Source organism: Algimonas arctica (genome assembly GCF_014652695.1).
Classification (GTDB): domain Bacteria; phylum Pseudomonadota; class Alphaproteobacteria; order Caulobacterales; family Maricaulaceae; genus Litorimonas; species Litorimonas arctica.
In genome coordinates, this window is sequence record NZ_BMZH01000021.1 from 15,090 (window position 1) to 28,260 (window position 13,171).

General features: G+C 50.1%; 7 protein-coding genes. All 7 read left to right on the forward strand.

Going from position 1 to position 13,171, the window contains the following annotated elements; genetic code table 11:
* The first annotated feature begins 56 nt into the window (after positions 1-56).
* The 7 genes from IE105_RS14480 to IE105_RS14510 all read left to right on the forward strand — a co-directional run bounded on the left by IE105_RS14480 (position 57) and on the right by IE105_RS14510 (position 12,878).
* The gene (locus tag IE105_RS14480) at positions 57-1,331 is read left to right on the forward strand and encodes a multiheme c-type cytochrome (RefSeq protein ID WP_267904697.1); all 1,275 of its coding nucleotides are present in this window, start codon (positions 57-59) and stop codon (positions 1,329-1,331) included.
* A complete protein-coding gene (locus IE105_RS14485; protein WP_189499611.1) occupies positions 1,328-3,304 on the forward strand; it encodes a heme-binding protein in 1,977 nt (658 codons plus the stop codon). Before IE105_RS14480 ends, IE105_RS14485 begins: the two co-directional genes overlap by 4 nt.
* Entirely contained in the window at positions 3,289-5,103 is a 1,815-nt protein-coding gene (locus tag IE105_RS14490; RefSeq protein ID WP_233354190.1) for a hypothetical protein, read from the forward strand. The genes IE105_RS14485 and IE105_RS14490 overlap by 16 nt, the downstream gene beginning before the upstream one ends.
* Positions 5,103-8,990, forward strand: coding sequence for a hypothetical protein (locus tag IE105_RS14495; protein ID WP_189499612.1), 3,888 nt, complete (start codon positions 5,103-5,105; stop codon positions 8,988-8,990). The genes IE105_RS14490 and IE105_RS14495 overlap by 1 nt, the downstream gene beginning before the upstream one ends.
* A 67-nt stretch (positions 8,991-9,057) precedes the next feature.
* A complete protein-coding gene (locus tag IE105_RS14500; RefSeq protein WP_189499613.1) occupies positions 9,058-9,915 on the forward strand; it encodes a metallophosphoesterase in 858 nt (285 codons plus the stop codon).
* A gap of 112 nt (positions 9,916-10,027) precedes the next feature.
* Complete coding sequence (locus IE105_RS14505) at positions 10,028-10,573, forward strand: hypothetical protein (protein WP_189499614.1); 546 nt, start codon at positions 10,028-10,030, stop codon at positions 10,571-10,573.
* Positions 10,563-12,878: a GAF domain-containing protein gene (locus tag IE105_RS14510; RefSeq protein WP_233354191.1), complete on the forward strand. Its 2,316-nt coding sequence runs from the start codon at positions 10,563-10,565 to the stop codon at positions 12,876-12,878. The genes IE105_RS14505 and IE105_RS14510 overlap by 11 nt, the downstream gene beginning before the upstream one ends.
* Positions 12,879-13,171 lie beyond the last annotated feature (293 nt).

The following is a 13,171-nucleotide window of genomic DNA, read 5'->3' on the forward strand; positions in this document are numbered from 1 at the left end:
TTGCCATGGTGGCGGCTCCAGTAGCCTTGGCGCGGGTTCTCGGCAGTGCAACTCCAATGACAGACGGTGTCCCACATCTTGGAGTCACGAGTTGCTCCGGCTCGACCTGTCATTCCCGTCAAGAGGCAACAGGCGTAGTTGTCCAGCAAAACGAAATATCTCTTTGGCAAGATCAAACATCGACAAGCGGAGCTCATCTTCGCGCATATCGAGTATTATCCTCCGAACGATCTATGTCTATTGCCAAGCGACTCGGAATTAGTGAACCAAACCAAGCTATTGAATGTCTGTCTTGCCACGCTGACAATATCCCATCTGATCTACGCAAGGCGAAATTTCAATTTGATGACGGTATAGGTTGCGAGTCCTGTCACGGTGGCTCTGAGCCTTGGCTGGCGGCCCATTATTCAACAGATGCTACGCATAGTCAGATGGTCTCATTGGGGCTTTATGCGCTAGAAAAACCCGATGTACGCGCTAATGTTTGTCTGTCTTGCCACGTTGGATCCGATGCCCCTGGGCAATTTGTTGATCACCGGCTAATGGCCGCAGGTCACCCTCGGATGAGCTTCGAGCTCGATCTTTTCACCGCTCTTCAACGACACCACGATGAGGATGTAGATTATTTTTTGCGTAAAGAGGTATCAACAGGGGCCCAAGTTTGGGCCGTAGGGCAAGCACGTGCATTGGAGCGACAGCTTACGCTATTTTCAAACCCAAACCTGAATATGGACGGGATTTTCCCGGAACCCGTTTTTTTCGATTGCCAATCCTGTCATCAAGATATTTCGGATGACCCCAACTACCGTCCGAATGCGGTTTTGAATCCTGTGCGTCCCGTGACCCCAGGACAGGTACGCTTCAATGACGCCCATATGATTATGTTGCTCGCGATTGCAGAGCAAATTGCGCCGAATGAAGCCGACGCGTTACGGCAAGAGATCAAAGCTTTTCATGCGTCACTTTCAGGTCATGGCGATCGATCTGAAGCCTCTGAAGCGCTGCAATTAACGGCGAGTCGATTTGCGACATTCGCGGGGAGTGCTGATTTTAATCGAGAACGCACGCTCGGGCTCATTGAGCGGATTGCAGACGATGTCGTCACAGATCGCTATACAGATTATGCGGCAGCAGAGCAGGCGGTCATGGCGATCGACACGCTCTTGTCATCCATGGTTGCTGCCGATCAGGTCGCGCTAAGCGAGGTCGACGCTATTCGCGGCGGGGTTGAGCTGGCTTATGATGCGGTTTCTGACAGCAATCGATATAGCCAATTAGCTCTTGCTAATGCCTTGCGCGACCTACGTGCCGATGTGACGGGGCTTAGATGAAGCGTCTGCCTCTGTTCCTCGGAGCATCTATATTATGGTCCTGTGGTGGAAGTGGTTCGTCTGGCACGTCTGCACCCATTGTGGGTCCGCCACCAAACCAGCCTATCGCCACCCGAAATTACTCAGATCCTGCGATTGAAAAACTAACTATAAGCGATGTCCAGACCATTATCGCTCAGGCTGTTTTCGAAGCGAGCCAGCGAAATCAGTTTGCGACTATTTCAGTCACGGACCGAGTTGGAAATGTCCTCGCCGTTTTTCAAATGAACGGTGCGGATATGACGACTCGCATTCGCGATAAAGATGTAGGGAATCCGTCCGGCAATATTGGCCTGCAAGGGGTCGATGTTCCAGCGACGCTTGCGGCAATTTCTAAAGCCTTAACGGGGGCCTATTTATCATCGACGGGCAACGCGTTTTCCTCCCGGACTGCGAGTCAGATTGTACAAGAGCACTTTCCACCTGCGCCAAACACGGCGGGTCTCGAAAGCGGCCCGCTTTTTGGGGTCCAATTTTCTCAACTGCCGTGTTCAGATTTGTCGACCCGCGCGCCTTTGACAGCGGGGCCGCACCGAGCGCCCTTGGGGCTCTCAGCCGATCCGGGTGGGCTTCCCCTCTATAAAAACGGTGTGGTCGTTGGCGGCATTGGTGTCGTTAGCGACGGAGATTACGGATTTGATCCTGATGTCAGCGACGTCGATACGGATGTTGAAGAGCTGATTGCCGTTGCGGGTGCCACGAACTACGCAGCGCCGATTTCAATTCGCGCTGACCGTGTATCAGTCGATGGATCCACGCTTCGCTACATTGACCGCGATGAAGACGCGTTGCTTTCAACTCCCTCGAACGCTCCGTCCTTTACGTCTTTGCAAGGGACGACGGGGTCACTGGTTTTTGTAAGGAGTTACACGCCGGGAACGATTCAAGCAGGGCAGGCATACGGGACTGAGACGTCCGGAATTCGGCGTTCCACAATAGCTGAATTCTCTAACGCGGATGCTTACGTCCTTTCCGATGGTGCCGGACAGAATCGTTTTCCAATTCGGGGCGCCTTGGACGGCGGCGATGTCACGGTTCCTCTCACTGAGGTCGAAGTCCGCGCTGTCATTGAAGAAGCCTTCGGTATCATGAGTAGAGCCCGAGGCCAGATCAGACGCCCCTTGGAATCACGCGCTCAAGTCTCCATCACAGTGGTCGACACGCGCGGCAATGTACTCGGCCTCGTTCGTGGTCCTGACGCCCCAATTTTTGGTACTGATGTGGCGCTTCAGAAAGCGCGAACCGCGACGTTTTTCTCAAGTGCATCCGCTGCGGCTGACCTATCAGCGACGCGACGTAGCCCGGTTTTGACAGCTCCAGCAACGCTGGACCCTAAGATAAACGGACGAGTCCAACAGGTGCGAGATTTTATTGGCGACCAACAGGCGCTTCTCGGGACTGTTGCTTTCGCGGATCGCAGCGGCGGGAATTTATCCCGACCATACTTCCCTGACGGAGAAGTCGGTCGTCCACCCGGACCGCTATCTGTCCCGATATCGCAGTTTAATCCGTTCTCTACGGGTCTTCAGGAAGAGCTGATTGAAGATAATATCATTGAGCACGTAACCCATGTCTCTACGGGCAGTCCAGATACGGCTGTGGGATGCACCTTTATGCCAGATGCTGGAAATGGCCCGCGTCTTCGTAATGGAATGCAGATATTTCCGGGTAGTGTTCCGATTTATCGTGGCGACACTTTGATCGGTGGCGTTGGGGTCTCTGGAGATGGGATCGATCAGGATGATATGATCTCACTGCTGGGCCTTGCCGAAGCTGGCCGTAGAACAGGGACAATTAATAACGCGCCCGTCGATATCCGAGCGGACCAGATTCTTGTTCCTCTCGGCGACACAAATGTCAGACTTAGATATGTGTCGTGCCCGTTTAGCCCTTTCCTTGATTCAGATGAGCAGAACCCATGCGCTGGGGAGTGATGCTGGCGACAGGGATCGCATTATGCCTCCCTCACGACGGGTTCGCGCAAGCGTCTGATGATACTCTATCTACGCCGGAAGAGCGCAAACCCATTGATGTGCGTCGGAGCCCTGAGAGCATTCCGGGACGCCGTCGGCCACGACCCGTTGAGGCGTTGCCGGAAAGAGTTCGTCTGTTCGATCCCATGGCCGTTCCGTCGCCACAAAGTTTTGATCCAAGCGATGTTTTTATTCCGGTTCCTGACCGTTGGCGTTTGATTGAAAACCTCGGCGTGAATGAGAAATGGTGGGATCCGTATAATCAAAACACCCTCAAAGGGGATCGGCCTCTCCCAGGGACGAAGGATTGGTTTTTTGTTGCGACCGCTGTGTCTGACACAGTGTTGGAACCTCGTAATTTCCCAATTCCGGTCGGTGTGCAGACGACAGAAGAGCCGAGCTTGGATTTGTTCGGAGATCCAGACAGTCTTGTGTTTTCGCAAACTTTCATTGCGAGTGGTGCGCTTATTAAAGGCAATACTGTCTTCAAGCCGCAAGACTATGAATATCGCCTAACGCTCGCCCTCAACATCAACCATGTTACCGTTGAAGAGCGACGTATCCTCTTTGTTGAACCATCGAAGGGCACCGAACGCACGGATGCGTTTCTGGGAGTGCAAGAAGCCTTCTTTGATTATCATATTCGCAATGTCTCAGAACGCTATGATTTCGACTCCCTTCGCGTCGGAATTCAGCCATTCTCGAGCGATTTTAGAGGGTTCTTATTCCAAGACTTGCAACCAGGAATTCGTTTCTTTGGTAATCGTGATAATAATCGTTGGCAGTATAATTTGGCTGTCTTTGGTCGTTTGGAAAAGGACACAAACTCAGGCTTGAATTCCATCGTTGATACGCCGCGGGACGATTATATTCTCCTCGCCAATGCCTATCGTCAGGATTTCCCTATTCCTGCCCTAACCAGTCAAGTCACAGCGGTTTTGAACATTAACCGAGAAGGGGATAGTGTTGAGATTGATGATAATGGCTTCCCCGTTCGTCCGGCCCTATTGGGAGACCTTCGCGGACGGGATTATGATGTTCTCTATCTCGGCTATAATGCTGATGGTCGGATTGGTCGAATTAATGTCACGGGGTCGACCTATCTGGCGATTGGTGAAGATCGTAACAGCATTTTCACCAACGAACCGACCACTATTATGGCGGGGTTTGGCGCTGTAGAGGCGTCTTATGATTATGATTGGGTCCGTGTCCGGTTATCAGGTCTGTACGCGACGGGAGATTCTGATCCGTACGACGACATTGAGACAGGCTTTGATTCAATTTTTGAGAATCCCCAATTTGCTGGTGCGGACACGTCCTATTGGGTTCGTCAAAATGTGCCTTTCATCGGGGGGGGACGCGCGATTGGTCTCTCGGGCCGGAACGGAATTTTGAATAGTCTCCGAAGCTCAAAAGAGCAGGGACAAAGCAATTTCAACAATCCGGGGACGATGCTCATCGGAGTTGGCGCCGATTTAGATATCCTGCCAGAGCTCCGTGTCTCATTGAATGCAAATTACCTCGCTTTCGCGCAAACAGAAATATTACAGACCGCTCGACAGCAGGCTAATATTGCCCGAGGAATCGGGTTTGATCTGTCTGCATCAGCGATTTACCGCCCGAAATTCACACAAAATATTGTCTTTCGGGGATCCGTTGCGTCACTGGAACCGACCGGTGGTTTTCGTCAATTGTTCGATAATAATCGTGACCGTTCTCGCTATCTTTCGGTCCTTCTAAACGCTACTTTGTCGTACTAATGGTGAACCTCATAAATTTCTTTCGTTTCGTTTGGGTGATCGCTTTTCTCGGTATCGTTGGCTTTTCTTACGCTGCGACAAAGGAGAAAAAGGTTGAGCGCGAATACGACTTTGCGCCAAATGCGCCACGCTCACAAACCTGGGCCGCCGCCAACGAAAAATCAGATGGTTGCATCAGTTGCCATACGGATAGCGATGCTAAAACAATGCATTTGTTGGACTCAGTTGTACTGGGCTGTTCCGATTGCCATGGAGGCGACGCCTCTGTGACGCTTACCGAAGCGTCCTTGGATCCAAAAAGTGAAGAATACGCCAAAATTCGGGATTCCGCGCATGTCCTGCCGACTTATCCGGGAAGTTGGCATTATCCGCATTCTGCGAATCCAAAACAGTCCTACACCTTACTGAATAAAGAGAGCCCGGAATTTGTTCGCTTTGTTAACCCGTCTGACTATCGCGTTGCGCGGGAAGCCTGCGGGTCATGCCACCTAGATCAAATCGTTGCGTCGGAACGCTCACTTATGGCGACAGGGGCGATGTTGTGGGGCGGTGCAGCCTATAATAATGGAGTTTTGCCTTTCAAAAACTACATCGTAGGAGAGGCGTATACGAGAGAGGGGAAACCCGCGTCTCTCACAAGTCCTGGCGCTGAGGCTGGATTGCCGCAGGCTTTACTGGACTCAGGAATAATTGAAACATTGCTGCCTCTACCAGTTTGGAACGTCATACCGCCAGCTGATGTCTTTCGCGTATTTGAACGCGGAGGCCGCAATAATAATACCCAGTTCCCTGAAATCGGTCTACCGAATGCCGTTGGTCAGCTACAAAGACTTGAAGAGCCAGGCCGTCCCGACATTCGCCAGTCAAACCGGGGCCCAGCGACTGGCCTTCGCGTCGCCATTCCAGTTTTGAACATTCACAAAACGCGGTTGAACGACCCCTTTACATGGTTCTTGGGAACGAATGACCAGCCAGGTGATTATCGATCATCCGGGTGTGCCTCTTGCCACGTTATTTACGCTAATGATCGTGAACCGCGTCATTCCGGCCCCTATGCAAAGTTTGGTCGCGATGGTGAGTCTGTGACCGTCGACCCAACCATCCCAAAAAATGAACCCGGTCATCCTCTTCAGCACGTTTTTACCCGCGCTATTCCAACCAGCCAATGCATGAATTGTCACATGCATCAGCCAAATATTTTCTTAAACAGCTATCTTGGTTACACAATGTGGGATTACGAATCCGACGCCCCAACAATGTGGCCCGAAGAACAAAAATATCCGACGATGGAAGAGCAGCGGAAAGTTCTTGATCGCAACCCGGAAGGGGCTGCGCCTCGCGGGCTTTGGTCTGACCTCGATTTTACGCGCAATGTCTATGACTTGAATGAATATCTTAAGGACACGCAATTCGCCGATTATCACGGACACGGTTGGAATTTCCGCGGCGTATTTAAGCGGGACCGCAAAGGTAACCTTTTGGACGAAGATGATAATATTGTTGATCCAGATGATCCGGAGAAGTTCCGTAAGGAAGGCGAAGAAAAGTTTGTTCCCATCGGTACAAACCCAGGGAAAACTGTTCATATGATGAGTATTCATGCCGAAAAGGGCATGCAGTGCGCGGACTGTCACTATGCTCAAGACAGCCACGGTAACGGTTACATTCATGGAGAGGTCGCAAACGCAATCGAAATTCAGTGTGTGGATTGCCACGGCACGACTGATGATTACCCTTCTTTGTATACATCGGGCCCAGCCGCTCGCCCTGGTGGCATGGACATGACATTGCTACGGAACCCCGATGGTCGTCGTCGTTTTGAGTGGGTTGAGAAAGATGGGCAGGATGTCCTTTTGCAACGCTCCATCATCGATCCTGAAATGGAATGGGAGATGAGCCTCGTAAAGGATTCTGTTACGCCGGGTCATCCAGAATTCAGTGAAAAATCCGCTCGTGCTAAAACGGTTTCGGCTGAGCGTACCCTTCTTGGCGATTATCGCTACGGTCTAGATGTCGATCCCTCCAAACGGGCCCATGACGATGAGAAGATGGAATGTTTCACCTGTCACCTTTCATGGACAACGAGTTGTGGCGGCTGCCACCTGCCAATTGAGGCGAATTCGAAAACTGAATCACACAAATATGAAGGTGGGGAGAGCCGAAATTACGCGACCTACAATCCTCAGGTCGCTCGTGATCAGATGTTCCAGCTCGGCAAACATCAGACGACAAAGGACAACACGGTTGCTCCGATCCGCTCAACGTCTGCTCTGGTCCTATCATCGACAAATATTAACCGCGAACGGCTCTATGTGCAGCAGCCGCCGATCAGTTCAGCTGGTTTCAGCTCACAGGCATTTGCGCCGCATTTCCCGCATACGGTCCGCTTGACTGAAACAAAGGATTGCGAGGATTGTCACGTCAGTGAAGCCAACGACAATAACGCGATCATGTCACAGCTACTGTTGCTTGGTACGAACTTCGTAAATTTCGTTGGAATGCATGCCTATACAGGTCTTGATGGCGGCATTGAAGCTGTGCGCGTCACGGAATGGGACGAACCCCAATCTGTCTTTGGGTCATATCTTCACAAATATGCTTACCCAGATTACTACCGTTCTCATGTTGAAGATAATGGCCGAGAGCTTATCAATTGGGTCAGGGGAGATATTTTCGACAAAGAGAATGGTTATTCCGGTGAAACGGGAGCTCTTGAAGAAATCGCCAACGTGTTTCAGAAAAGCCAGGGTGCCGTCACCTGTTTACAGTTACGCGGCGAATATCTCTTTGCGGCCGAAGGTGCCGGCGGATTTGTTGCCTATGATGTCGCCTCGATCGCCAACAAAGGGGTTTCGGAGCGATTTATCGAACGACCATTCTCGGCTCTTGGTCATAATACGCGTGTAAAATCTGAAAACGCGTCTTGTATGGCGTTGGCAACCACACAGCCAATTGACCCTATTCGGAACACAGAAGACCTCCGTAATGCCAATCAAGAACAAGCGTTTCATCCGATCTATAGTTATGCTGTGATCACGGACCGCGAAGAAGGCTTGATACTCGTGAATATCAACACGCTTGCAGACGGTGAAGCGCGGAATAATTTCTTTGAACGTGAGCAGTTTTCAGACGGATCAAACGCATGGACTGGTGGTGTTTTACGTGATGCCCGGCACGTCACTTTGGTTGGGCGCTATGCCTATATCACGACGGCTGACGGCCTCGTTGTTATTGATTTGAACGATCCATTATCGCCGAAACATACAGCAACAGTGCCTCTCACAGATGCGCGGCAATCGGATGTCCAATTCCGATACGCTTATGTGACAACGGCCAGGGGCCTTGAAGTACTCGACATCACAGACATGAGCACTCCGACGCACCTGCCAGACGCCGTAATCCCTTTAAACGATGCCCGGGGCCTCTATCTTGCGCGCACCTATGCTTATGTTGCAGCTGGTCCCCAAGGCTTGGCCATAATCGACATTGAAAAGCCGCACCAACCAGAAGTGTTCCTTAAGGAAAACTTTGACGGTCAAATGAAGGATGCAACAGATGTGATAGTGGGTACGACGAATGCGTCACTCTTTGCGTATGTGGCAGATGGGGTAGGGGGCTTGAAAGTCATCCAACTGACGAGTCCATCAAGCCAGCCAAATTTTTACGGCTTCTCTCCAGAACCTAAGCCAGAATTAATTGCCTTCCGACAAACGCCACGTCCGGCATTAGCTCTCTCAAAAGGTATTGATCGAGACAGGGCCGTGGATGAATCGGGCAATCAAATGGCTGTGTTCGGGCGTTTGGGCTCCAGACCGTTCACACGGGATGAAATGGAACGCTTGTTCATTGATGATGCTGGTGAATTATTCCAGGTGAGTAATAAATAAACCACGATGAACCCGGCGTTCACCTTCATTGGCGGGAGCTGCTGGTGGGCTTGGGAGGGGAGAAACAATGCTGATAGCTCAGGTTAGCGATATTCATCTCGGATTTGGGCTCCCCCAGGCGCCGACGGATGGGAACGTACCTAATTTGAACCGGTTCCGCCGTGTGATGGCTGCTGTGACATCTTTGCGGCAAAAACCTGACTTAATTTTATTCACCGGCGACCTTGTCGAAGGGGGGTCAAATTGGGCTTACCCCATCTTAAAAGACGAAATCTCGAGCATTGATATTCCGATTTATAATGTTTTAGGGAACCACGACTGTCGGGACTCTTATAAAGCTGTGTTTGGAGGTACTGATTTTATCAATGGAAAACTGGCTTACACGATCGAGGATTTGCCGGTAAGAATTGTCATTCTTGATACACTTCAAATTGGTCGCCATCACGGCGAATTCAATAAAAGTGACTCTGAATGGTTAGAGAAAACTCTTTCAGGGGCGCCGAGTAAGCCAACTATATTGGTGCTTCACCACCCTCCAATTGAAACCGGAATTGGCTGGATGACACCCAAAGACAACGATCCCTGGATCGTTCGGTTGAAAGCCGTGATTGAGCGGCACAAGCAAGTGGTTCATATACTCGCGGGTCATATTCATTGTCATATTAGCGGTACATTCGCCGGGCGACCGATTACGGTCAGCCGTTCCGTAGCGCCGTCGGTCGCTCTTGAATTCGAGGAAATCGACCCGTCGATTCCGGATGGGAGGACAATGATCGTCGATGACGCACCAGGTTATACGTTACACCAATGGACCGGGAAAGAGCTGCGGAGTTATTCGCAGACAGCAACATCCGGGGACATTCTAGTCAAGTATGATGCAAACCACGCCTTCATTCCAAGCGTGACTCTCGATCTTTTAGATTAGGGAACAAGACCCTGCGCCGACAATTTGGCGGCTCGACATCGCCCAGCAAACTACGGCGCCTGGATGATCTTGACCTGGAACCCTGTCGCAGGGACATTTTGAAAGAAAGCATATGCCGCAAAATGATGATCCGGATACGCTGTTGGCGGCGCAAAGTGAAATCCAAAACCTCAAAGACATCATCGTGGCCTTGCGCGAAAAATTGGAAAAATCACACTTACAAGCTGAGAAAGCCACTCAAGAAGTTATCGCCAATTATCAGGGTCAAGTCCGGCAAATGCACGAAACTGCCCAAGCATTGCGAGATTCGCTTGATGAGTTGAACCACGAAAAAAATAGAGTAGCCCAAGAAATTGTTGCGACTAATCGTGACGAAATCATTCAACTTACTCGCACGACCCAAGCTCTTCGTGAAGAGTTGGACAATCTGAACCTTGATAAGAACGAAGTAATTCAGAAAATGCTGCAAGAAAGTCGAAAAGAAGCCAAAGAGTTGCAGGATACGGCTCAAGCGTTGCGTGATGAACTAGACGAGATCAAATATCGCCATGACGGTAAAATTAAAGATATAGAGCACGCAGCAAACCTGAATTGTCGACAATTACAGGCCACCATTGCTGTGCTCAGAGGGAAGTTGGATATTAATCATGGCAAGTGAAATGCTGGGCGGCTTGTCCGAAACCCGATCACAACCCCTGACAGATTCCCAACGATACGCCGAGACGCTGAAAAGTCTACGTCGAGCGGAAATGCTGCTAACCGTATCCCGTAAAATTGCTGCGATCGACAGCCTTGACGAAGCTTTGATAACCCTAGTTGATCTCATCTCAAAAGAACTGGGAGCTGAACGCAGTACTCTCTTTTTAAACGATCCATTGAGCGGCGAGCTTTATTCACGTGTGGCGCAGCAAACATTGTCGCGCGAAATACGAATGCTCAACAACACCGGTCTTGCCGGAGCCGTCTTTGAAAGCGGTATCGGCGAAATCATTCATGATCCCTATGCTGACCCACGGTTTAATTCCGACGTCGACGAACAGACGGGGTTTATAACACAATCTATAATCTGCGCCCCAGTTAAAACGGTGAACGGGGAGGTGATCGGGGTCACTCAATCCCTCAACAAAAAACGGGGGGCTTTTACAGACGAGGATATGGAGTTGCTGGAAGCCATCACTTCACAGGCCGCTGTAACATTGCAGAGTCGACAATTTGTTGAACAGATGGAGAAAAACCGGATCAAGGAAAATGAATTCTTGAGTGTTGTTTCAGATGTTACCTCGGAACTGGAACTTGGTAGCTTGTTGACCAAAGTCATGGGGGAAGCGAGTCGGATGTTGAGTGCTGAGCGCTCGACACTATTTCTCAATGATGAAAAAACTGGCGAATTGTTTTCCCGGGTCGCCATGGGCAATACACTGGGTGAAATTAGACTTCCAAATCATTTGGGCATTGCTGGGGCAGTGTTTACGTCAGGCAAGACCGTCAACATCCCATATGCCTATGCGGATCTGCGTTTTAACCCGTCTTTCGACAAGCAAAGCGGTTTCTTTACGAGGTCAATACTTTGCGTTCCCGTTACCAATAAAGACGGTAAAATGATCGGCGTTACACAGGTTCTCAACAAGCGCGGGGGGGCATTTACCGATGATGACGAGAACAGACTGAGGGCCTTTACGGCTCAAGTTTCCATTGCTTTGGAAAATGCAAAACTGTTCGAAGACGTTCAGATGATGAAAAATTATAACGAAAGCATGCTGGAAAGCATGTCCAACGGCGTCATCACTGTGGACGAGGCCGGCAAGATTGTAACCTGTAATCGTGCCGGTCTACGGATCATGAATGTGGACTTTGTCGATGTAGTTGAAAGACCGATGCTTGAGTTTTTCACCGATGAAAACGCTTGGCTTCCTGACCGGATCAAAGCGGTCGAGGAACGCGGTGAAGCCGCCGTTCTTATTGATACGGAATTGGTGTTCGGAGACGATCCCATATCGGCCAATATTAATGTGCTTCCGTTACTAGGAGAGAAGGCCAAGAAACTTGGCGCAATGGTTATGATCGAAGATATCTCATCCGAGAAACGTATGAAGTCTACGATGTCCCGTTATATCGACCCCGGAATTGCTGACAAACTTCTAAGCGGGAATGGCGCTGATAATATTTTAGGTGGAAAAAGCAGCGAGATCACGGTCCTTTTTTCGGACATACGGAGCTTTACGACCTTAACCGAGTCGCTGGGCGCACAGGGAACCGTGGAGATGTTGAACGAGTATTTCACTATTATGGTGGAATGTATTTCACGTGAAGGCGGTATGCTCGACAAGTTTATTGGCGATGCCATCATGGCGGGCTTTGGGATTCCGATTTCTTATGATGACAATGAAGATCGTGCCGTGCGCGCCGCGATTGCTATGATTGTTGAGCTGCGGGACTGGAATATCTCACGCATAGCGGAGGGAAAGCTTCCCCTTGACCATGGTATTGGGCTCAACACGGGTATGGTTGTTTCCGGAAATATTGGTTCGCCGAAACGGATGGACTATACGATGATCGGCGATGGTGTAAATCTTGCCGCGCGTCTTGAATCCGCCTGTAAACAATATTCAGCCCACCTTCTGATCAGTGAATTTACCAAAGCCAAACTGAGGGGAACGTATAGATTGCGCGATGTCGATATGGTCGTTGTGAAAGGCAAAACCGAGCCTGTCAGAATTTTTGAGGTTCTTGATTATCATACCAGTGAAACATTTCCCAATTTGATGGATAATGTTGGGTATTTCAACGAAGCTATCGAGCTTTACCGGGACGGAAACTGGAATAAATCAATCTTGAACTTCAACAAGGCGCTTGAAGCAAACCCAGAAGACGAGCTCGCTCAGACCTATATTGGGCGGTGCAATTTACTTAAAGCTAATCCGCCTAAAAATTGGGACGGCGTCTGGGTCATGACGATTAAATAGACGATTCAATTATTGATTTGTTTGGCTTGAGAGAAGGGGCTCGCCCGGCCAATCGGGACGCCAGATATTGTTCCTAGAGTCGAATGTCAGTTTGTTTGGGTTTAACGGAGGATCAGTACCCGCTTTTACCAAATGCTCAAACCGAAAATCGGACGGTGGATAATGTGTAGGTGTCCTCTCTTATACTATGTTGGAGCAAAGATAAGGCAAGACACTTTCTGCAAAGTTCAAATGCGACAGTTCCGGTTGAGCCCCATAGGGGCTGACCGAAGAGTCAGAGCCCCGACCATGGG